Raw genomic sequence first — 20,307 nt, forward strand, 5'->3', positions numbered from 1 at the left:
CCTGAGGCCCCGTAAGGGGCGCGGGGAACTGCGCGACCAGCCCCCACCGGCCCGCAGCCGAACGACGGCCCCGGGCACCCCGCCCAGGGGGGACGCTAGCCCGCCAGGGCGATCAGTCGTGCCGCCAGGTCGGCGAACGGGCCTTCCGCCGGCTCGTCCTGGACCATCCGCTTCACGAGCGCGGTCATCTCCTCGTCGTACGCCGCACTCACCGCCGTCAGCGCCGCGAAGTCATGGACGAGCTGCACCTCCAGCTCGCCGCGCGGAATGCGCCGTCCGTCCAGCCAGATCAGCGCCGTCGACTCGGCGAGCGAGATCCAGGAGCGGACGACCAGTTCGAGACGGGCCGGCGCCTCGGTGATCTCCAGGTGGGCGAGGATCTGCTCGTAGGCGACCTGCCGTACCGAGTCGATGAGCGCGTTGGTCGCCGACGAGCCGACCGCCGGGCCGCCGCGCATCAACGCGGCGAAGCCGGGCCCGTGTTCGTCGACGAAGTCGAAGTAGCGCCGCATCACGCGCAGCAGCCTGGCCCCGAGCGGGCCCTCGTGCGGCTCCGAGAAGCGGGCCGCGAGATCCTCCGAGGCACGCTTCAACGCGGCCTCGTACAGGCTGAGTTTGCCGGGGAAGTAGTGGTACACCAGCGGCCGGGAGATGCCCGCGGCCGAGGCTATCTCGTCGATGGAGACCTCGTCGGGCGAGCGACGGCTGAACAGTTCGAGGGCGACGCCGATCAACTGCTGCCGCCGCTCCTCGACTCCCATCCTGCGGCGTACCCCGGTTGTCATGCGAACACCTTACCGATCGGATCCGGCCTCCCACGGACCTGACCCTTCACGGGCGTTCACAGGTCCAGCACGAGTCTCCCACTTCGCGCCCGCGATACACAGATGATCATCGAGTCGGCACGCTCCGTGTCCGTGAGCAGCTCGTCACGGTGTTCCACTTCCCCCTCCAGCACCCGCTGTCGACAGGTGCCGCAGAAGCCCTGCGCGCAGGAGTAGGGCGTGTCGGGCAGCTCCGTCCGTACGGCGGCCAGCACGGTCGAGTCGGCCGGGACCGTCAACGTCCGCCCGCTGCGCCGGAGTTCGAGTTCGAAGGCATGATCGCCGCCGACCTCGCCGGATGGCGCGAAACGCTCGGTCCGGACGGCCGGGAACCGCTTCTCCATCGCCGCCGTGAGCCCCTCCGGGCCGCAGCAGTAGACCGCCGCGCCCGCCGGGACGGTCAGCGCGTCGAGATCCGGGCGCCCGTCCTCGTCCTCCGCGACCACCGTGACCCGGTCGTCCCCGGCGAACTCCGCCAGGAACGGCATGGATCCGCGGGTCCGCCCGCAGTACAGCAGCCGCCACGGCACCCCGTCCGGTACGGCCCGCACCATGGACAGGATCGGGGTGATCCCGATGCCCCCGGCCACGAACACATAGGACTCGGCCCCGACGAGCGGGAAACGGTTGCGCGGCCCGCGCACCTCCAGTTCCATGCCCGGCACGAGCCGCTCGTGGACCTCCCGCGAACCGCCCCGCCCGTCCGCGACCAGCCGCGCGGCGATCGTGTACGACGAGGTGTCGGCCGGGTCCCCGCAGAGCGAGTACTGCCGGACCAGCCCGGACGGCAGCGCCACGTCGAGATGGGCGCCGGGCTCCCAGCTCGGCAACCCGCGCCCCTCCAGGCGCAGTTGCACGACCCCCTCGGCGACCGTCCGGTGCGAGGCGACCAGCAGCCGCAGCGCCCGGGAGCGCGGCTGCCCCGAGGTCGGCGGATCCAGGGCGGGCATCGGCCACAGCGGGGACGCCTCGATACGGCGCCGCAGGGCCCGCCGCACGAGCAGCGCGGCGCCCGTGACGGCGACGACGGTCCGCAGCCTCGGCATCACGCGGCCCCCCGCCCGGCGTTCTCGGCGGCCAGCGCGGCGGGGGAGGCGGCCAGCGCGGCGGGGGAGGCGGCCAGGTAGGCGACCGCCTGGGCGGTGGAACCCTCCTGGGACGGGTGGTAGCCGCGGCTCAGGTACCTCGGGATCGACCTCAGCATGTCGCCGGTGGCGGGCAGCGTGCCGCGCCGGCCGGCGAGATGGAAGTCCCGGAGCCGGGCCCGGCCCTCGGTGAGCGTAGGGTCGTTGGCCATGAAGAAGCGGGCGCCGCGCTGCCACAGGAACACGATGGCCGTGAACGCCGTGGCCCAGGTCCGCACCCGGCGCCGGTAGCCGCCGTCGAGGTGCAGGAACAGGTCGAAGGCGACCGACCGGTGCTCGACCTCCTCGGCGCCGTGCCAGCGCAGCAGGTCCAGCATCGTCGGATCGGCGCCGCGCCGGTCCAGCTCCTTTGCGTTGAGCACCCAGTCGCCGAGGAAGGCGGTGTAGTGCTCGATGGCCGCGATCAGCGCGACCCGTTCAAGGAGCCACCACCGCCTGGCCTTCCCCGGCGGCAGAGTCCGGTCGCCGAGCAGCTTCTCGAAGAACCAGTCGACCTGCGCGGTGTAGGGCGTCGGGTCGAGGCCCTGTTCCCTGAGGTGGGGCAGCACCTCGTCATGGGCCTGCGAGTGCATCGCCTCCTGCCCGATGAACCCGACGACGTCCGCGCGCAGCCGCTCGTCGCGGATGAGGGGCAGCACCTGCTTGTAGACGTGCACGAACCACCGCTCGCCTGCGGGCAGCAGCATGTGCAGCACGTTGATGGTGTGCGTGGCGAAGGGGTCGCCGGGCACCCAGTGCAGAGGAGTGTCCTCCCAGGCGAAGGACACGTTGCGGGCCCGGAGCGCGATGCGCTCGGACGCCACCGGCTGCGGCTGCTTGTTGGACATGGCGTCAATGTACTGACGGGTAGGGTGCCTGAGAAGCCCTCCGGCGAACCTTGTTTACGCGGGCGTCAGCAAGGTTCCCGCCCGTCCCGGACTCACCGCAACCCGCTGATCTCGGCCCCGTCCTCCAGCGTCCCCTGCAGTTCGGCCTGGGCGCCCTGCTTCGCCTCGGCCACCAGCTGTGTCCCCTGTGCCGACGCCGTGATCCCGCCGGTCGCCCGGATCGACGCGGTGTCCCGGCCGCCCGCGGCCAGCAGGTACCACCGGTCGCCCCCGGACTTCCACAGCACCCCGGCCAGCACGTGCGGATCGCGCGGACCGCAGGCCGTCACATCGGCGCCCTTGGCCGCGACCGCCCCGTACTGGCTGCCCGGCGTCCGGAACTGGGCCAGCGCCATGGTCCCGTCACCCCGCCAGGTCTCGGCACGCGTGCACACCCACGACCCGGTGCCGCCGCCGTCCGGCAGCTGCTGCTCGGCGAACGCCCACGCGTTGACGCTGCGCACCCCCGCCGACCGTTCCGCGGCCAGCGAGCAGGCGAACGGCGCCCAGTCGCGCAGCGCCGCCGCCCCCGAGGCCTCACGCGTGTCGCCGGGCCGCCCGGCGGTGAGCCGGGCCGGCACCAGCTCGCCCAGGTCGGTCGCGAGGTACACACCCTGGGCATCGGTCAGCTGGAGCACGTTCCAGGACGTACAGGTCCCCTGTTGCGGCGCGGAGCCGGCCAGCGGCCCGGTCACCCCGTCCGCCAGCGCCAGGTCCATCGCCCCCGCGGCCGGCTTCATCAGGTCCCGCTCCGCCGCCCTGGTCACCCAGGGGGCGGTCAGATAGCGGACGTTGCCGTCGGCGCGGCCCAGTACCAGGGCGCTCGCCTCCGCGCCGGTCGCGCCGTCGACCCGGGCGAAGTCGAGGGCGGCGCCCTCGGTGCCGTCCTTCGGTTCGGCGTAGCGGGCGATGCGCAGACCGTCGTAGAAGACCACCACCCGGGCGCTGTCGACCAGGCCCGCGTACAGCAGCTGGGGCGGTCCGGCCGGGCCGCCGGTCTGGGTGCCGGGGGTCGCCGAGACGCGGACGGTGGCGCCGGGGCGGGCCCAGACGGCGAGGGCACGGCGCAGCAGCGCGGTGTCGCCGGTGAGGGCGCCGCGGGCCGGCCACACGGAGAAGCCGGTGCGTGCGGCGGTCTGCCAGGCGGTGGCCGGGACCTTCGTCAGCCGGGCCGGGTCCAGGGCGGCCTGGGCGGCCGGGTTCTGCGCGTACACCGGGGCGGCCGCGCCGTCGGCACCCCAGCCGCCGCCCGGCAGCGCGACCAGTGCCCCGCACACCGCGAGGGCCGCGGCGGCGGCGAGCGCGGCCCTGGTGTGCTGGCGGCGGCGCATCAGGTCGGTGGGGCGGGCCTGGAGGGAACAGGGGTCGAACTCGGGGGAGTCGAGCAGCGGGTACTCGGCCGGGACGCCGTTCGCCTCGGCGAGCGCGCCCTCGGGGTGCGCCACGCCGACCGCCCGCAGGATCCTGCGGACGTCGCCGTCCGGGAGCTGTTCGAGGCCGCGCAGCGCGTAGACGGCGCGGGCCGGGCCGGAGAGGGCGCCGAGCCGCTGGTCCAGGGCGAGTTCGTCGGCGCCGCCGGAGCGCGGGAAGAGCCTGAGGCCCCACACCTGGGGGAACAGCGGCGGCAGTTGGGCGCGCCTGGGCCGGGCGGTGAGCCGGAGCGGCCGGCCCGCCGCCAGCGCCGTACGCACCACTTCGAGCCGGACCAGCGAGTATCCGGGGTCGGTCTGCCGCCCGTTCGCCTGGGCCGGGATCACCGGGACCTGCCTGCGGCCCCGGGGCAGGGCCCGCTGGACCAGGGCGTGCGCGGTCAGGACGCGGCGGCCGCGCGCGAGCCCCGGCGGCAGCACCAGGTAGGCGAGCCGGACCAGCCGTGGGTAGTGCTCGACGAGCGCGGCCTCGGCCTGCTCGACGTCGACGGCCGGATGCGGGGCTCCGGCGGAGGCGGCTGCGTGACGCTGGGCTACATCCTGTGACTGCACATCCTGGAGAACGAGCGACCCGTTGGTAGGTCACCGCCACACGGGTGACACTCGGGTGCCCGCACGATTTGAGCGCTTCGCGGCCCGCAGCCGTATCGAAGGGGACGGGCCCCTCGAAGGCACCCCGGGGCCGGCAACGCGACCGGAGGAACAGATGAGGTTGACCCGACCGATGCTCGCCGCGGCGGGCGCCGTGGCCGCCCTGGCGCTGGCGGGCTGTGGATCCGCAGACGGCAAGGCGGAGGCGAAGATCCCGGTCGCCGCGACCGGCAGCCTGGAGAGCCTGGCCGCCAAGGTGAAGTGCACTCCCGACATGCAGATCGACTCCGACGAGGTCCGCCAGGCGATCTGCAAGACCGCCGCCGGCAAGTTCGTCTTCGCCACCTTCGCCACCGACCGCGGCCAGCGCGACTGGATCAACGACGCCAAGGACTACGGCGGTTTCTACCTCGTGGGCCGCAAGTGGGTCGCCGTCGGCACCGACAAGCTCGTCAAGACGCTCCAGACCACGCTGGGCGGCGAGGAGGAGATCGGGGTCGACCACAGCAAGCACACCAGCTGAGCGGGCACACCGGCTGAGGTCCGCTCGGCCGGAGCGCCCGGCACACACACGGAAGAGGGCGGTGGGAGAATCCCACCGCCCTCTTCCGTGCTATCGGCTAGCTAGTGCTCACTGGCACTTCTTGCCGGTGTTGATGCAGTTGGCGATGGTGGCCGCCAGGTTGTTCTTGGTGACGCTGATGAAGTCGTCGTGGTCGGTCGCCGCCTTGTGCAGCTGCTCCGGGAAACCGTCCACCGCGTAGGCGTTCTTCACCTGGCCGTTGACGATGGTCGGCGGGGTGATGTTGTAGACCAGACGCATCGTCAGCTGCGGGATCGCCTTGAAGCCGTTGCCGCAGACACCGCTCGCGGGGTCCGCGAAGGCCACGTGCGTGCGGTGGTTGGCGCTGTCGATGTTCTTGCCGTCCCAGCAGCTCTGGAAGGCGAACGTACGCACCACCTGGCTGCCCTTCGGGCAGATCGGGTACTGCTCGGTCAGCTGGACCTTGTTCTCGAAGCCGGTGCAGCTCCAGTGCGCGTTGGCGTTGGCCAGACCGTTGGTCGTGGTCTTGGCGTCACCGGTGATGATGCGCAGGAACTGGGGCATCGCGACGACCTTGCTGGCCGGGCTGCCGACGTACTTGATCTGCGCCTGGACCGGCGTCAGGATCTTGCCGACGTTGCCCTCGGTGCCACCGCCGAGCGCGTTCTGGTCGAAGTCCTGCGTGCCGTTCTGGATACGCACGACCGGCCAGTAGTACGACGACAGGTCGCTCTGGTTCTGGCAGGAGCTCGGCGCCGCCAGCAGCGAGTCGTTGGTGGAGAAGGCGTTGACCTTCTGGTTGCCGACGTAGTCGTGCAGGTGGTGCGCGCCGTTGTTCACGCCGGGCGCCACGATGACGTTGTCGGTGTTGTGGTTCTTGTTCTGGTTCGTACCACAACGGGTGGTGAAGGTGCCGGTCGACGCCTGGGCGCCGTTCTGCGGCTTGCCCTGGACGTTCGCCGCGACCTTCGTGATGTCCACGAAGTCGGCCGCGGTGGGCCCGTTGCCGGCCTGGCCGCCGATACCGACGTCGACGGGGGTGCTGGCGCTGGCGCTCGGCGCGGCGCTGGCCTGGCCGCCGTTGTTCTGACCGCCGTTGTTGTTCTGGCCGCCGTTGTTGTTCTGACCACCGTTGTTGTTGCCCTGACCGGCGGTGGTCTGGTTGGCGGTCTGCGTGGTGCAGGCGGCGAGCTGGGCCAGCGAGCTGTTGAAGGTGCCGCCGACCCGCGTGATGTCGATCCTGATCCGGTCGATCGTGGCGGCCCGCTTCTCCTTCAGGGGGCCGATGATCGCGTTCTGGACGAAGTTGGCGTCGTTCGCCTGCGCCTGGCGCGTGGAGGCGAGCCGGGAGTAGGCCTCGGTGATCTGCTTGTCGAGGTTCGCCAGCTCCGTCGCCACCCCCTGCTTGGCCTTGTCGGGCACGCTTGTCAGCTTCTGGCCGACGTCAGGGCAGGAGATGGTCGCCACCGTCGCGGCGGCGGCCTTCGTGTAGTTCTGCGCAGAGTTGTTCGACTCGTGAGCCGAAGCGTTCATCTGCGCATAGAGCAGCCCGCCCCCGCCGAGTGCGACAGCCGCCGATGCGGCTATGACCTTGACGGTCAGCGGCGAACGGCGTTTGCGTATGTTGCGTCCCATGGAACTCCTCAGACCTTCCTTGCGGGGCGGCATCGAGGCGCCCGACAGGAGTGAAGCGGCGTCCATTCATACGCACCCCGTCTCAGGGGTGTTCAGCCGCCTCACAAATTCATCAGAGATTTGTTACGCACTTGGGTCACAACTGCCGTTTGAGCAGGGCGGTTTCTGGAAAATTAGCGGTCGCGGTCCAGGTACGCGAGCACCGCGAGGACACGCCGATTGTCATCGTCCGACACCTCAAGTCCCAGTTTGGTGAAGATGTTGGAGGTGTGCTTGGCGATGGCCCGTTCCGTGACCACGAGCTGCCCGGCGATCGCCGCGTTCGAACGGCCCTGTGCCATCAGCTCCAGGACCTCCGACTCGCGCGGTGTCAAGCCTCCCAGCGGCCGGTCGTCGGCCCGCCGGGCCAGCAGCTGCTGGATCACCTGCGGGTCCATGGCCGTACCGCCCGCGGCCACCCGCCGTACGGCGTCCACGAACTGCTCCGCGTCGAACACCCGGTCCTTCAGCAGGTACCCCACCCCGCCGCTGCCGTCGGCCAGCAGCTCGCGCGCGTAGAGCTGTTCGACGTGCTGGGAGAGCACCAGCACCGGCAGACCCGGCCGGTCCCGCCGCGCCCCGAGCGCGCACTGCAGTCCCTCGTCGGTGTGCGTGGGCGGCAGCCGTACGTCCACCACGGCCACGTCCGGCCGCAACTCGGCCAGCGCCCGGGTGAGTTCGGGCCCCGACTCGACGGCGGCCGCGATCTCGAAGCCGTAGGCCTCCAGCAGCCGGACCAGCCCGTCGCGGAGCAGGAAGAGGTCTTCGGCTAGGACAACGCGCACGGAATCTCCATGGTGACCATGGTGGGACCGCCCGCGGGGCTGCTGACGGCCAGGACGCCGTCGAATGTACCCAGCCGCCGCTCCACCCCGGCGAGCCCCGACCCGGCGCCGACCGCCGCGCCGCCCCGGCCGTGGTCGGTGACCGAGATCCGCAGCATGCCGCCGCCTTCCTTCACGTGATGCAGGTCGACCCAGATCCGGTCGGCACCGGAGTGCTTGACCGCGTTGGTCAGCACCTCGCTGACCGCGAAGTACGCGGCCGACTCCACCGGCGCGTCCGCCCGCCCCGGCAGCTCCACCGCCACCTCCGTCGGCACCGGCAGCCGCAGCGCCAGCGCCCGTACGGCGTCCCCGAGCCCGCGCTCGGCCAGCACCGGCGGATGGATGCCCCGCACCAGGTCGCGCAGCTCGCCCAGCGCCTCCACGGACGCCTGCCGGGTCTGCGCGAGCAACCGCCTCGCCCGCTCGGGGTCCTTGTCCAGGAGCATCTCGATCGTCCCGAGGTCCATGCCCATGGCCACCAGCCGGGCCTGCGCCCCGTCGTGCAGATCCCGCTCGATCCGGCGCAGCTCGGCGGCCGACGTGTCCACGGCGTCCTTCCGTGTCTCCGTCAACACCCGTACCCGCTCGACGAGTTCACCCTTCCCGGGGTCGAGGACGGCGCGGGTGAGCCGGAAGTGGGCGGTCAGCAGGGCGGGGCAGAGGTACCAGGCGGCGACCAGCAGCACGGCGCCGGTGGCACCGGCCCCGAGTGCGGTGGGCTGCCCGCTGACCGGCACGAAGCCGTACCAGTAGGTGCCCCCGTCCGTGAGCACCCGCCACAGCCCGGCGGCCACCGCGAACCCCTCGAAGGGGTAGAACAGCAGCACCGCCGGCAGCAGCGCGGTCGTGAACCCGGCCGTCATGTCGACGAGCAGCCAGAGCACGTCCCGCCCGACCTGGGGGTCGCGCAGCATCCCGAAGGTCCTGGCCCACGGGTTGGCGTCCGCCGGGAGTTCCCGGTACGCGGAGCGGATCCGCACGCCGCACCACTCGAAGGCGAGCCGCCGCCGCACGTCCGCCACGTTCCGCACGCCGTCCAGGACCCATGGCGTGGTGACGATCCCGACGCCGATCGGGATCAGTGCCACCGAGACCGCGGCCAGCACGAAGCAGAGCACCGAGACCGGCAGGGCCACCAACGCCAGCACCAGCCCCCGCACGGCGGCGAGCACCGTCTCCCGGCCCCTGGCGCGGAGGCCCCCACTGTCTGTGTTCGTCGTCATGCGACCAGTCTTCCGGACCTCCCGGCAACGGGTCACTGGCCCGAAGCCCCATGTCAGGGGGTGGTGCTGGATACACCGTTCCTGGAGACTGAGCGGGAGTTAGTCCTGTCGCCAGGATTCGTGCTCAGCCGAACGCCCCGGACGGTGTTGGGCGTTCTGGTCGACCGCGTTCGCTCCGCGCCCGGCGCCGACGGATCGTGTCCGTGGTCCGGGGATGCGGGGGGCGGCCCGCGCCGGAGGCCGCTGTCGGGCACAGCCTCACGCCCCGGGGCGCCTGGTCCGGCCTGGACGGTCCGATGCCCCTGCTCATCGCTCCGGTGAGCAGGGGGCGGTGCCGTCCGTCGCCGGATCGGGTGTCCCAGGGCGCGCCTTCCGATCGCCACCGCTGCCGCGTCGTGGCGAGTGGTCTTACGAGTCTTGCCGGTCAGGGGTTTGTGCCAGTGCTGGGCGCCCCACCGGCTGGTGTACGCGGGGTCGACGGCGACGACGGGGATACCGAGTTCGGCCGCCATCGACACCAGCCGGGCCCGCAGCCGGGAGGTGGGCATGCCGGAGATGAGCTTGCGAAACCGTTTCCTGCCGCCGTGCTTCTCCTGGGTGGTCTCGGCGGTGAAGTCGAGGTCTTCGACGGCGATGGCGAGGCTGTGGCGTTTGGTCCAGTGCAGCAGCCGGGTCAGGGCGTGCCGGACCTGGGCGTCACGCTGGTCGGCGGTGCCGGTGAGGTCGTAGCCGAACCGGAGGACGACTGACCGGTCAGGACACGCTTGCGCCGTGCCCACTGCTCATTGTCGTGGTCCAGTCCGGCCGCACACCTGGCCTTCAGATCACGGGAGGCAAGCGATGCGAGGTGGTCACCGACCAGACACAGCATCCTCTCGTCCTCGCCGGTCAGGCCCTTGAGCCGGGCACGGATCGCGACGCCCGCAGGGCTGGGCACCACGAACGCCGCCACCACCTCCCGCAGCCTGCTCACCGTGTCACTTCCTCCACCCACAACCCGAAGACCCTTCCTCGCATCCAACGACCGCTACGGGAAAGGGTCACGCATACGACGGAAGAACATCTGTTTCTCCCAGGACCTCGCACACCCAGAGACCAGGACACTCACTCCCGCCCGCCAGAACACGCTCATGCACGGTCAACCGGCAACAGCTGCCACCCCGGGAGCGCCGCGATATGTCGTGTGCCGACGACGGTCGGCAGTCTGATCACGACCCGATCCGCCCCACTCCGAGCACCTTCGCTTCGATATCGGGGTCCACCCCGATGCCCTCCCGCACCGGCGCCGCCCCGGCGAGGCCCCGCAGCCACTCCCACGTGTCGGCCACCGTCTCCTCCACCGCCCGGCACCGCAGCCCCGTCGCGACCGCCCGCGACACGTCCAGCCCGTGCACACCGTCGTACAACTCGCCGCCCGCCGGCACCCACACCGGCAACTGCGTCCACGGCTCGATCCCGGCGCCGAGGATCGCCTCCGCATCGGTCCACCGGAGCTCCGCGTCCGAGCCGGTGCTGCGGCGGCACGCCTCCAGCAACTCGCCCATCGTGGTGTGCCCCGGCGGGCTCACCAGGTTGTACGGCCCGGACAGCCCCTGCTCGACCGCCCCCAGGGTCCACTCGGCGAGGTCGCGGGCGTCCACGAACTGCACGGGCAGGTCACGCGGGCCCGGCGCCAGCACGGGCCCGCCCCGCGCGATCCGGTGCAGCCACCACGGCAGCCGGCCGACGTTCTCGTACGGCCCGAGGATCAGCCCGGCCCGCACCAGGAGCGAACCGTCCGCCCCGAAGGACTCGACGGCGGCCAGCTCGCCGCCCCGCTTGTCCCGCGCGTACTCGGTCGCCGCCGCGCCGGCCGCGGCCCCCTCCACCAGCGGAGCCTCCTCGGTGTACCCGGCCGGACGCGGCCACGCGTACACCGAGCAGCTGGACACGTACGTATACCGTCCGGCACGGCCCCGCAGCAGCCGTGCCGCCTCCTGTACCGCCCGGGGCGCGGCCGACCACGTGTCGAGGACCGCGTCCCACTCCCCGGCGCCGTCCGCCAGCGCGGCGAGGCCGCCGGGTGCGGTGCGGTCGCCGGACAGCGGTCGCACCCCGGCGGGGGGCCGGTGGCGGCCCCGGTTGAAGACGGTCACGTCCCAGCCGCGCCCGAGCGCCGCCTCGACGACGGCCCGCCCCACGAACTCCGTACCGCCCAGCACCAGAAGCCTCATGCCACCGATCGTGCCCGCCCGGGACGGCGGACCCGACACGGTTCAGCCGAGGGCGGAGCGGCCCGCCGGGGAGGCGCCGACGGGCCATCTACGGCCTCAGCGGCCCGTCGGCGGGGTGTACTTGTATCCGACCCGGCGGACCGTCTGGATCGCCCGGCGGTGCTCCGCGCCCAGCTTGCGGCGCAGCCGGGCGACATGGACGTCGACCGTGCGGCCGTCGCCGACATGGCCGTAGCCCCAGACAGTGGTGACCAGCTGGTCGCGGGTGTGCACCCGGTTCGGATGCGCCACCAGATGGGCGAGCAGCTCGAACTCCAGGTAGGTGAGGTCGAGTTCACGCCCGTCGACCTGGGCGGTGCGCTCCACCGTGTCGACGGTGACGAGCGGCCGGGCGCCGGTCGCGGCCGGTTCCGGGGCGGGCTCCCGCGGGTCCGGCACCGCGACCGGCAGGAAGGGCGGCTGCTGGTCCGCGGGGACCAGCACCAGGTAGCCGATCATCGGCGGCTGGCCCGGCAGGACGGGCAGGGTGTGCTGCGGGGCGGGCAGCCAGGTGGCGCCCGGCGGCAGCAGGTCAGCCATGTCCACGACCTCGTCCCGGTCGACGGCACGCAGCCGGTGCCGGCCGGGCGAGGACGCGGAGAGGGCGGAGGCGGGGGAGAGGGAACGAGTGGTCGCCATGAGACGTCAGCTCTTTCGCGCGAGGAGTCAGTCGGTCGGGACGGCGGCCGCGATTCGTGGTCGGGCGCGCCGGGGACGTACTGCGTTCCGCGCTGGCCGAAGGCCGGGGTGTACGGCTTTAGAGGGCCCGCGCGTTCATCGCGCGGCAACACACCCGGTCGAAGTCATGGTGCTGACGGGAAGGCCAGAACGGCTCAAGGTCCTGGCGACCTGTCGCGCTGCACTGCTGGAAGCTGGCCATGGGGCCATTGAAGCAGACACCGCCGGGAAACTGGACCCTTCTCTCACTGCTTGGACGCTTCCTTGGCATGACATTGACGTTGCCCGCCCGGGTGCGGTCATGCCGAAGGGGCGTCCACCGCGCACGGTGGACGCCCCCTCGGGAGAGCTGTCGGCGGATCAGACCTGGCCGGCCTTGTCCAGGGCGGAGCAGCAGGTGTCGACGATCAGCCGCGTCACGACGTACGGGTCGACGTTGGCGTTCGGGCGGCGGTCCTCGATGTAACCCTTGCCGTCCTTCTCGACCTGCCACGGGATACGGACCGAGGCACCGCGGTTGGAGACGCCGTAGGAGTACTCGTTCCACGGGGCGGTCTCGTGCAGGCCGGTCAGACGGTCGTCGATGCCCGCGCCGTAGTTCTTGACGTGGTCGAGCGGCTTGGAGCCCTCACCGAGCGACTCGCACGCGGTGATGATCGCGTCGTAGCCCTCGCGCATCGCCTTGGTGGAGAAGTTGGTGTGCGCGCCGGCGCCGTTCCAGTCGCCCTTGACCGGCTTGGGGTCGAGGGTGGCGGAGACGCCGAAGTCCTCGGCGGTGCGGTAGAGCAGCCAGCGGGCCACCCACAGGTGGTCGGAGACCTCCAGCGGGGAGACCGGACCGACCTGGAACTCCCACTGGCCGGGCATGACCTCGGCGTTGATGCCGGAGATGGCCAGACCGGCCTTGAGGCAGTTCTCCAGGTGGGCCTCGACGATCTCGCGGCCGAAGATCTCGTCGGCGCCGACACCGCAGTAGTAGCCGCCCTGGGGGGCCGGGAAGCCGCCCTCGGGGAAGCCCAGCGGGCGGGAGCCGTCGAAGAAGGTGTACTCCTGCTCGATGCCGAAGATCGGCTCCTGGGCGGCGAACTTCTCCGCGACCTCGGCCAGCGCGGCACGCGTGTTGGAGGAGTGCGGGGTGAAGTCGATGTCCAGGACCTCGCACAGGACGAGGATGTCGTCGCCGCCGCGGATCGGGTCCGGGCAGGTGAAGACCGGCTTGAGCACGCGGTCCGAGGAGTGCCCCTCGGCCTGGTTGGTGGAGGACCCGTCGAAGCCCCAGATCGGCAGCGCGTCGAGACCGGCGGGGGCGCCCGCGATGATCTTCGTCTTCGAACGCAGCTTGGCCGTCGGCTCGGTGCCGTCGATCCAGATGTACTCAGCCTTGAAGGTCACGGGCCACATCCTTCGGGGGTGGGTCGGGCGCACTTGCGGGTGCAGCGGCGCTACGGCACTGGGGCGCCTTTGTGTGTTGCCCGGCAGCCTGTCAACAGGCGATTTCCCGATCATTGCTCGAATGTGAACCCGGTGTTACCTGGTGGTTCTGTGGTGCGACTCACGTTGTGAGAGCCGGGTGGGCGGGGTACCGAGCCCAATTCGGGCGCTGCCCCGGCCCCTTCGCGGCGGCCGCCGGCTTTCCCTCCGTGAAAGCCGGCGACCGTGCCTCGACCCGTTCTCCTCGACCCGTCGCTGCGGTCAGCCGACCTTCTGGATCAGCGCGCGGCGGATCAGGAACTTGCCGGGTTCCCGGACCTGTTCGAAGGCCGCGTTGTTGAGCAGCACGCAGCTGCCGGAGACCGACGTGACCTTCACCGTCGTGGACTTGTTGTTGTCCAGGTTGGTGACCTTCAGCGTGGTTCCCGCCGGGAACTGGTTGCTGGAGGCGGCCGGCGCGCCGGCCTCGCCGGAGAGCGTGACGGTCGAGCCCGTGCAGACCTGCTGTCCGGCGGCGGAACCCCCGGCGTTGCCGGTGCTGCCGGTGGCCGCGCTCTGCGAGGGCGCCGCCGTGGCGGTCTGGCCGGTCTGACCGGTCTGGCCCGTCTGCGTACCGCTCGCCGCCTGGGAGCCCTGAGCCGACTCCCCAACGACGCAGCCCGACGCCTTCTGCTGGACCTTGATCTGGGCGATGACCGCCTCGCGGTTGGCGATCCGGGCGGACGACTGCGCGTCCGGGTTCGCCTTCTGGCCGGCGATGAACTTCTGGTTGTTGCCGAGGGCCGTGGCCAGCCCCGAGCAGACGGTCGAGTCCGCGGCCGACGACAGTGTCTTCGCGCTCTGCGAGGTCTGCGCGGCGTTCGACGTGGACGCCAGGACGAAGGCCCCGCCACCGGCGACGGCCGCGGCGCCGACCAGCAGGGCGACCGTCTTCCTGGCGCCGAGAGTTCTCCTACGCGACATGCGCGCCTCCTGAAAGGGGGATGGGGGAACGTACGCCGATAGGTACGAGATACCGAACGTCGTTACTCAGCGGTTACCGGAGCCACTGAAGTAACGTGCGTCACATTTGAGTTGAGGGCCGCTCAGCTCTTGCTCCTGGTGAGCGCTTGCTGTACGGCCTCGTCGCTGCGGCCGACGACCGCCGTGCCGTCGTCGGCGGTGATGATCGGCCGCTGGATGAGCCGGGGGTGCTCCGCGAGGGCGGCGATCCACCGGTCGCGCGCGCCCGCGTCCCGCGCCCACTCCTTCAGCCCCAGCTCCTTGGCGACCGCCTCCTGGGTGCGGGTGATGTCCCACGGTTCGAGCCCGAGCCGTTCCAGTACGGCCCTGATCTCGTCCTCGCTCGGCACGTCCTCCAGGTAGCGGCGGACGGTGTACTCGGCGCCCTCGGCGTCGAGCAGCCCGATCGCGGTGCGGCACTTCGAGCAGGCGGGATTGATCCAGATCTCCATGCGGAAAACGGTACGCGAGCCACCGTCCAGGGCCGCTCTGTTCGAATTTAGGGGGGTGTCGCGAGAGGCTCTCGCGAACCTCCCGTCCCACTTGAAAAACCCTTCTCCACCTGGCTGTTCGGCGCCTTTGCGGGCTGTCCCGTTGTCAGTGGCGGCCGGTACACTGGTAGCAGTGTTCGAGAGAGTCGCCGGGGTGTCCGGGGGCGCTCCGACCGCGACAGGAGGATGCCCGTGCCCGCTGCCGCACTGAAGCCGAAGTCCCTGCCGACCCAGTCCACCGTGAAGCGCGCCGTACTGCTCGACTCGCCCTACGCGCCGGCGCAGAAGCGCCCGCTGCCGGCCGGACGGCCCCGCGAGTGGTACGTCACGCACAACCGCCGCCTGAAGGCCATGCGCCTCGCCATCGCCCTGCTCGACTCCGGCGTCTACCTGCCCAACCAGGCCCGGAACGAGACGATACGGAGCACGGCGGAGAGCATCGGCATCCACCCGCCGTCGGACACGACCTGCCACATGGTGCGGGCGCTGATGCGATATTCGCGGTGAGCCGGTGGCGCCGGGTGCCGTGCGTTCCGCGGTGCCCGGCGCTTTCTTGTCCGGAGGCCGCCGCCCCGGGGCGCCGCGCCCCTGACCCGGCGTCGTCACTCGTTCGGCGGGCCCGGCATGCGCACGCCCCCGGACCTCCCGTTCACTGCGAACAGCAGGTCAAGGAGGGAGCAGCCGACCGAGGGGAGCGCCGTATGACCACACCCGCCGACCGTGCCGCCCGTGGCAGGGCCGCCCGCAAGCGGGCCCCCCGCTCGGCCCACGCCTGCTGGCTGCCCTCCGTCGACCGCCCCGACCCCGTCGCCGTACTGGAGCGTCAGGGCCGCGACCGGCTGCCCGAGCTGCTGCCCGTCCGGTACGGGCGGATGGCCGCCTCGCCCTTCGCCTTCCTGCGCGGCGCGGCCGCGGTGATGGCCGCCGACCTCGCCGCCCAGCCGCACACCGGGCTCACCGTGCAGCTCTCCGGAGACGCGCATCTGCTGAACTTCGGGCTCTACGCCTCCCCGGAGCGGTCCCTGCTCTTCGACCTGAACGACTTCGACGAGACGTTCCCCGGGCCGTTCGAGTGGGACGTCAAACGGCTCGCCGCCTCCGTCGCCGTCGCCGCCCGCGAGAACGGGCACAGCGACCCGCAGGCCCGCGCCTGCGTCCTGGCTGCCGTGGCCGCCTACCGGAACGCCATGCGGCGGCTGGCGGGGCTCGGGAACTCGCCGTCTGGTACGAACGGATCGACGCCGACAGCCTGCCGGCCCTGGCCCGCGCCGCGCGCCGCCGGCACCGGGCCGAGGACAACCTCACCCGGGCCCGGCGCCGCACCAGCCTGCACGCGCTCGGCCGGCTCACCGAGACGGCCGGCGGACAGCGCCGCATCGTGAAGGACCCGCCGCTCCTCGAACCGGCCGGCGCCTCCGACATGTCCTCGCTGCGCAAGATCTTCAGCGACTACCGCTCCACCCTCGCCGAGGAACGCCGGCTCCTCCTCGACCGCTACCGCTTCGTCGACGCGGCCCGCAAGGTCGTCGGCGTGGGCAGCGTCGGCACCCGCTGCTTCCTCGTCCTGCTCGTCGGCCGCGACGCCGACGACCCGCTGTTCCTGCAGATCAAGGAGGCCCGGACATCGGTCCTGGAGCCGCACCTGCCGAGCGGCCCGTACGCCCACCACGGCCACCGGGTCGTCGCCGGGCAGCGGCTGCTCCAGGCCGCCGGGGACGTCTTCCTCGGCTGGCTGACCGGCCCGCAGGGGCGCGCCTTCTACTGGCGCCAACTGCGCGACACGAAGGGCTTCGCGGAGGTCGCCGGCATGGCCCCGAAGAGCCTGCGCGACTACGCCACCCTGTGCGGTACGACCCTGGCCCGTGCCCACGCCCGGTCCGGTGACCGGGTCGCCATCGCCGCCTACCTGGGCGGTGCCGACGTCTTCGACCGGGCGATCACCGACTTCGCCCTCGCCTACGCCGACCAGACCGGCACCGACCACGCCGCCTTCGACGCGGCCGTCACGGCGGGCGTCCTGACGGCGGCGCGGGGGGTCTGAACCGGCCGTCCGTACTGTTCCGCGTCGGCCGTACTGCGTCAGCCGTACTGCGTCGGCCGTACTTGCTTCAGCCGTGCCGCTTCAGCAGCAGTGTGACGAACTCCCGCCGGTCGTGGGCGTGTTCGTGGAACCAGAGGCCCAGCTGGTGCTGTGCGTCCGGGAGTTCGAAGCGGGTGTACCGGGACCGGGTCCGCAGGGCGTCCTGGACGGCCGCCGTGACCTGCGGCGGGATCACCGCGTCCGTCCCCGGCACCGCCAGTACCGCACGGCCCGGAGAGGAGCGCAGCGTCTTCAGGGCGGGTGAGGCGCGCCAGGCGTCCGGGGTGCGGATGAGCTCGGTGAAGCGGCCGGTGCCGTCGCCGAAGGGGACGTCCCAGGACTCCGGGGTGTAGACCGCGGGGGAGCAGAGGCCGATCGCCGAGGCGCGGTCGCCGTAGTGCCGTACGAGATCCGCGACCGTCTGGCCGCTCATGCTGAAGCCCACCAGGATCAGCGGGCGGTCCGGCGCCACCTGGGCGTCGATCACCGCGGTCGCCTGTTCGTAGCGGCGGCGCAGGCTCAACTCCGCGAGCGCGCCGGTGCTTTCGCCGTGGCCCGAGAAGTCGAAGGCCAGGGCGGGGCAGCCGTGGGCGGTGAACTCCGCGAGCAGCGGGCGCAGTCGCCGCTCGCTGCCGCTGCCGGCACCGTGCAGCACGACGGCGACCGGTCCGTCCGTGCCGTCCGGTCCGTCCGGTCCGTCCGTGCCGTCCGCGGCCGGGGTGCGGACCCCGTGCAGCCGTTCGCCGTCGTACTCGTGGGTGAAGTCGGTGAGTTGGACCATGCCGCACATTCAGCCACGGACCCGCCCACGCGCGCACACACGAAAACGGGGTGCACGCCGAGTGACCGGATCCCTACGCTGGACAGGCGTTGCGGAGTGGTCCACCACCGCTTTCCGAGCTTTCCGAAGGGCAGGCCGCGCCCCCGGACTCGGGACTACACTGCCGCGCACCGACGGACGGCCGCCCGTCCCCCGCGTGCCGTCGGATCCGTCGACCGCTCACACACCCACGCCATGGAGACCCGTCATGGGCACCATCGTCATCTCCGGAACCGTCGTCCTGGTCATCCTCGGATTCGGCAACCACAGCTGGTGGCTCGCCGCCGTCGCCCTGCTCTTCCTGTACGTGCAGTACGGGCGGGGCTCGTCGTCGGCCTCCTCGTCGGGCGGTTCGTCCGGCGGGGCAGGGGGCACGGCCGACGACTACAAGACGTACCGCGACCGCCGTGACCAGCAGGCCAGGTGGGAGCGCCGCTACCGCCGCGAGCGCCCGCTGGAGTCCCGGCGCCAGCAGAGCGAGAAGGGCAGGTAGGCGGCAGGCGCCCCCGGCCGGTCAGAGGCCGGGGGCACCCCAGACCGGGAACCAGCGGCTGAGGTCCTGCTCGATCCGCAGGTCGCTCGCGAGCGCCGCCTTCACCTGCAGCTCCAGCGCGCTGTCCCGCCGCTGACCGGATCCGGGCAGCGGCGCGAAGGGATAGAACGTCCCCCGCTTGTAGAGGTAGACGAGCGCGAGGCTGCGCCCGCGCTCGTCCTCGAAGGCGGCCAGGGAACAGAGCAGCTGCGGGCCGAAGCCGTTGACCTCCATCGAGCTGTTCACCGCGTGCAGGTCGTTGACCAGCTGCGGAAGCTGGTCGGGGGAGCGCCGCGAGACCAGCCAGGAGTAGCCGAAGTCGTCCTGCCGCAGCTCCACCGGGACCCCGCCGCGGTCCGTGTCCGCGTCGAGGAGCGCCTGGACCTCCCGGTGGGTCTGCTCGAAGGCCGCGCCCTCCACGGTGGCGAAGCACACCGCGCCCCCGCCGGTGGGCGTGAACCCGGCCGCCGCCTCCAGCGTCAGCGCCGCCGACGGCAGCGCGAACAACTGGTCGAGATCGGGCGCGACCGGTTTCGTACGGCCCAGCAGGATGTCCAGGAACCCCATGATCACCCGGCCTTTCCGGGCGTCGCCGCCTCACCCAGTTCCGCCGAGATCCGCCCCAGCTGCTCCAGCCGCTGCTCCAGGGTCGGGTGGGTGGAGAAGATGCGCTCGATGCCGGGCTCCTTGCCGGTCGCCGGGGTGAAGTAGAACGCGTTGAAGGCCTGGGCCGTGCGCAGGTCCTTGGTCGGGATCCGGGCGATGTCACCGGAGACCTTGGTGAGCGCCGACGCCAGCGCGGAGGGCCGGCCGGTGAGGTGCGCGGCGGCCCGGTCGGCGGCCAGCTCGCGGTACCGGGACAGCGCCCTGATCAGCAGGAAGCTGATCGCGTACACGGCCGCGGAGACCCCGATGACGGCGGCGAACACGGCGGCGGTGTTCTGGTCCCGCCGGCCGCCCCCGAAGAGCTGGGAGTAGAACGCGAACCGCACGATCAGTCCCGCGATCACGCCCAGGAAGGACGCGACCGTGATCACGGCGACGTCCTTGTGCGCCACGTGCGAGAGCTCGTGCGCGAGCACCCCCTCCAGCTCGGCGGGGTCCAGGCGGCGCAGCAGCCCCGTGGTCACGCAGACCACCGCGTGATCGGGATTCCGCCCGGTCGCGAACGCGTTCGGCATGTCCATCTCGGAGACGGCGACCACCGGCTTCGGCATGTCGGCGATGGCACACAGCCGGTCCACCACCGCGTGCAGCTCGGGATACTCCTCCCGCTCCACGACCCGGCCGCGCATGGCGAACATCGCGATCCGGTCGGAGAACCAGAACTGCGCCACGAACATCGCGCCCACCAGGACGACGACCAGCAGCCACGACTTCAGCAACACGATCAGCGCGGCAACGAAACCGACGTACAACAACCCGAGCAGGAACAGCGTGACCGTCATCCGCACGGTCAGCCGCCGGTCGCTCCGGAAGCGGCTCTGCATCTTGCACCACCCCGCAGTCAGGCACTCGCAGTCAGGCACTCGTCCCGCTGTCCAGTGTGCACCTGTCCGGGGCAATGAGGAGGTTCCGAACGTACCTGGTAGCGGCAAAAGGTCCCTGTGGGACGGCCGCGCCCGTCACCGGGTGCCGGACCGGGTCTGTATGTACCCCAGCAGCAGGATCACCGCCGCCACGCAGCCCATGACCAGGGCCGTCGACAGCCACGGCGACCGTCGTGGCGCCACCGGCCCCGGGTCCGCCCGGAACGGCGCCGGGTCCGGCGGGTTCTCCTTCCAGCGGGCGGCCAGCATCCGGGCCCGCGCGGACGGCTCCTTGTGCTCGGCCTGGTCGGCCCACCGCAGATCGAACTCGCGCTCCTCGTCGTCCTGTTGCGCCATCCGTCCCCCCG

General features: G+C 71.8%; 20 protein-coding genes and 2 pseudogenes. 4 read left to right on the forward strand and 18 right to left on the reverse strand.

What is annotated here, in order from left to right; genetic code table 11:
- Positions 1-95: 95 nt before the first annotated feature.
- The 4 genes from IEZ11_RS01090 to IEZ11_RS01105 form a co-directional block, all read right to left on the reverse strand.
- Positions 96-785, reverse strand: a complete 690-nt coding sequence (locus tag IEZ11_RS01090; protein ID WP_189260594.1) for a TetR/AcrR family transcriptional regulator — start codon at positions 783-785, stop codon at positions 96-98.
- A gap of 56 nt (positions 786-841) precedes the next feature.
- Positions 842-1,870, reverse strand: a complete 1,029-nt coding sequence (locus tag IEZ11_RS01095) for a PDR/VanB family oxidoreductase (protein ID WP_189260595.1) — start codon at positions 1,868-1,870, stop codon at positions 842-844.
- Positions 1,870-2,796: a metal-dependent hydrolase gene (locus tag IEZ11_RS01100; protein ID WP_189260596.1), complete on the reverse strand. Its 927-nt coding sequence runs from the start codon at positions 2,794-2,796 to the stop codon at positions 1,870-1,872. The genes IEZ11_RS01095 and IEZ11_RS01100 overlap by 1 nt, the downstream gene beginning before the upstream one ends.
- Positions 2,797-2,888: 92 nt before the next feature.
- Positions 2,889-4,817, reverse strand: a complete 1,929-nt coding sequence (locus IEZ11_RS01105; protein ID WP_189260597.1) for a hypothetical protein — start codon at positions 4,815-4,817, stop codon at positions 2,889-2,891.
- A gap of 154 nt (positions 4,818-4,971) precedes the next feature.
- On the opposite strand from IEZ11_RS01105, the gene IEZ11_RS01110 reads away from it, so the two are divergent.
- On the forward strand, positions 4,972-5,379 hold the full coding sequence (locus tag IEZ11_RS01110; RefSeq protein ID WP_189260598.1) for a hypothetical protein: 408 nt from the start codon (positions 4,972-4,974) through the stop codon (positions 5,377-5,379).
- A gap of 108 nt (positions 5,380-5,487) precedes the next feature.
- Here the strand turns inward: IEZ11_RS01110 and IEZ11_RS01115 are convergent, their stop codons facing one another.
- The 10 genes and pseudogenes from IEZ11_RS01115 to IEZ11_RS01155 form a co-directional block, all read right to left on the reverse strand.
- Positions 5,488-7,035, reverse strand: coding sequence for a DUF1996 domain-containing protein (locus IEZ11_RS01115; RefSeq protein WP_189260599.1), 1,548 nt, complete (start codon positions 7,033-7,035; stop codon positions 5,488-5,490).
- A gap of 173 nt (positions 7,036-7,208) precedes the next feature.
- Positions 7,209-7,859 carry a response regulator transcription factor gene (locus tag IEZ11_RS01120; protein ID WP_189260600.1) on the reverse strand — a complete coding sequence of 217 codons (651 nt, stop codon included), beginning with the start codon at positions 7,857-7,859 and terminating at the stop codon, positions 7,209-7,211.
- Positions 7,844-9,124: a sensor histidine kinase gene (locus IEZ11_RS01125; RefSeq protein WP_189260601.1), complete on the reverse strand. Its 1,281-nt coding sequence runs from the start codon at positions 9,122-9,124 to the stop codon at positions 7,844-7,846. Before IEZ11_RS01125 ends, IEZ11_RS01120 begins: the two co-directional genes overlap by 16 nt.
- Positions 9,125-9,223: 99 nt before the next feature.
- Positions 9,224-9,861, reverse strand: a pseudogene (locus IEZ11_RS01130) (IS200/IS605 family accessory protein TnpB-related protein); the annotation flags it as partial.
- Positions 9,798-10,097 (reverse strand): hypothetical protein, encoded by a 300-nt coding sequence (locus tag IEZ11_RS50520; RefSeq protein WP_229712764.1) that lies wholly within the window; start codon positions 10,095-10,097, stop codon positions 9,798-9,800. The pseudogene IEZ11_RS01130 and the gene IEZ11_RS50520, both read right to left, overlap by 64 nt.
- Positions 10,098-10,332: 235 nt before the next feature.
- Positions 10,333-11,337: an NAD-dependent epimerase/dehydratase family protein gene (locus IEZ11_RS01135; protein ID WP_189260602.1), complete on the reverse strand. Its 1,005-nt coding sequence runs from the start codon at positions 11,335-11,337 to the stop codon at positions 10,333-10,335.
- 96 nt (positions 11,338-11,433) lie between these two features.
- Positions 11,434-12,015, reverse strand: coding sequence for a winged helix-turn-helix domain-containing protein (locus tag IEZ11_RS01140; protein ID WP_189260603.1), 582 nt, complete (start codon positions 12,013-12,015; stop codon positions 11,434-11,436).
- 399 nt (positions 12,016-12,414) lie between these two features.
- Positions 12,415-13,446: a glutamine synthetase gene (gene glnII / locus IEZ11_RS01145; RefSeq protein WP_189260604.1), complete on the reverse strand. Its 1,032-nt coding sequence runs from the start codon at positions 13,444-13,446 to the stop codon at positions 12,415-12,417.
- 300 nt (positions 13,447-13,746) lie between these two features.
- Entirely contained in the window at positions 13,747-14,448 is a 702-nt protein-coding gene (locus IEZ11_RS01150) for an SCO2207 family protein (RefSeq protein WP_189260605.1), read from the reverse strand.
- A 122-nt stretch (positions 14,449-14,570) separates the two neighbouring features.
- The gene (locus IEZ11_RS01155) at positions 14,571-14,939 is read right to left on the reverse strand and encodes an arsenate reductase family protein (RefSeq protein ID WP_189260606.1); all 369 of its coding nucleotides are present in this window, start codon (positions 14,937-14,939) and stop codon (positions 14,571-14,573) included.
- A 231-nt stretch (positions 14,940-15,170) separates the two neighbouring features.
- Here IEZ11_RS01155 and IEZ11_RS01160 point away from each other — a divergent pair, with 231 nt between their 5' ends.
- Positions 15,171-15,485 (forward strand): hypothetical protein, encoded by a 315-nt coding sequence (locus IEZ11_RS01160; protein WP_189260607.1) that lies wholly within the window; start codon positions 15,171-15,173, stop codon positions 15,483-15,485.
- 194 nt (positions 15,486-15,679) lie between these two features.
- Positions 15,680-17,019: pseudogene (locus IEZ11_RS01165) on the forward strand (DUF2252 domain-containing protein).
- 67 nt (positions 17,020-17,086) lie between these two features.
- On the opposite strand, the gene IEZ11_RS01170 reads toward IEZ11_RS01165, so the two are convergent.
- Complete coding sequence (locus IEZ11_RS01170; RefSeq protein WP_229712765.1) at positions 17,087-17,839, reverse strand: alpha/beta hydrolase; 753 nt, start codon at positions 17,837-17,839, stop codon at positions 17,087-17,089.
- Between the two features lie 247 nt (positions 17,840-18,086).
- On the opposite strand from IEZ11_RS01170, the gene IEZ11_RS01175 reads away from it, so the two are divergent.
- Positions 18,087-18,371: a hypothetical protein gene (locus tag IEZ11_RS01175; RefSeq protein WP_189260609.1), complete on the forward strand. Its 285-nt coding sequence runs from the start codon at positions 18,087-18,089 to the stop codon at positions 18,369-18,371.
- 21 nt (positions 18,372-18,392) lie between these two features.
- On the opposite strand, the gene pspAB is transcribed toward IEZ11_RS01175, so the two are convergent.
- The 3 genes from pspAB to IEZ11_RS01190 all read right to left on the reverse strand — a co-directional run bounded on the left by pspAB (position 18,393) and on the right by IEZ11_RS01190 (position 20,296).
- Entirely contained in the window at positions 18,393-18,977 is a 585-nt protein-coding gene (gene pspAB, locus IEZ11_RS01180) for a PspA-associated protein PspAB (RefSeq protein ID WP_189260610.1), read from the reverse strand.
- A gap of 2 nt (positions 18,978-18,979) precedes the next feature.
- Positions 18,980-19,900, reverse strand: coding sequence for a zinc metalloprotease HtpX (gene htpX, locus IEZ11_RS01185; RefSeq protein ID WP_189260611.1), 921 nt, complete (start codon positions 19,898-19,900; stop codon positions 18,980-18,982).
- 135 nt (positions 19,901-20,035) lie between these two features.
- Entirely contained in the window at positions 20,036-20,296 is a 261-nt protein-coding gene (locus IEZ11_RS01190; protein WP_189260612.1) for an SCO2583/SCO2584 N-terminal domain-containing protein, read from the reverse strand.
- Positions 20,297-20,307 lie beyond the last annotated feature (11 nt).

It is taken from the genome of Streptomyces fuscichromogenes (genome assembly GCF_014645815.1).
GTDB classification, from domain to species: domain Bacteria; phylum Actinomycetota; class Actinomycetes; order Streptomycetales; family Streptomycetaceae; genus Streptomyces; species Streptomyces fuscichromogenes.

Bases quoted from the DNA above. Each gene is read 5' to 3' on its own strand.
- IEZ11_RS01090 (WP_189260594.1), bottom strand. From the start codon at position 785: ATGACAACCGGGGTACGCCGCAGGATGGGAGTCGAGGAGCGGCGGCAG.
- IEZ11_RS01095 (WP_189260595.1), bottom strand. From the start codon at position 1,870: ATGCCGAGGCTGCGGACCGTCGTCGCCGTCACGGGCGCCGCGCTGCTC.
- IEZ11_RS01100 (WP_189260596.1), bottom strand. From the start codon at position 2,796: ATGTCCAACAAGCAGCCGCAGCCGGTGGCGTCCGAGCGCATCGCGCTC.
- IEZ11_RS01110 (WP_189260598.1), top strand. From the start codon at position 4,972: ATGAGGTTGACCCGACCGATGCTCGCCGCGGCGGGCGCCGTGGCCGCC.
- IEZ11_RS01115 (WP_189260599.1), bottom strand. From the start codon at position 7,035: ATGGGACGCAACATACGCAAACGCCGTTCGCCGCTGACCGTCAAGGTC.
- IEZ11_RS01125 (WP_189260601.1), bottom strand. From the start codon at position 9,124: ATGACGACGAACACAGACAGTGGGGGCCTCCGCGCCAGGGGCCGGGAG.
- IEZ11_RS01135 (WP_189260602.1), bottom strand. From the start codon at position 11,337: ATGAGGCTTCTGGTGCTGGGCGGTACGGAGTTCGTGGGGCGGGCCGTC.
- IEZ11_RS01140 (WP_189260603.1), bottom strand. From the start codon at position 12,015: ATGGCGACCACTCGTTCCCTCTCCCCCGCCTCCGCCCTCTCCGCGTCC.
- IEZ11_RS01150 (WP_189260605.1), bottom strand. From the start codon at position 14,448: ATGTCGCGTAGGAGAACTCTCGGCGCCAGGAAGACGGTCGCCCTGCTG.
- IEZ11_RS01155 (WP_189260606.1), bottom strand. From the start codon at position 14,939: ATGGAGATCTGGATCAATCCCGCCTGCTCGAAGTGCCGCACCGCGATC.
- IEZ11_RS01170 (WP_229712765.1), bottom strand. From the start codon at position 17,839: ATGGTCCAACTCACCGACTTCACCCACGAGTACGACGGCGAACGGCTG.
- IEZ11_RS01175 (WP_189260609.1), top strand. From the start codon at position 18,087: ATGGGCACCATCGTCATCTCCGGAACCGTCGTCCTGGTCATCCTCGGA.
- pspAB (WP_189260610.1), bottom strand. From the start codon at position 18,977: ATGGGGTTCCTGGACATCCTGCTGGGCCGTACGAAACCGGTCGCGCCC.
- htpX (WP_189260611.1), bottom strand. From the start codon at position 19,900: ATGCAGAGCCGCTTCCGGAGCGACCGGCGGCTGACCGTGCGGATGACG.
- IEZ11_RS01190 (WP_189260612.1), bottom strand. From the start codon at position 20,296: ATGGCGCAACAGGACGACGAGGAGCGCGAGTTCGATCTGCGGTGGGCC.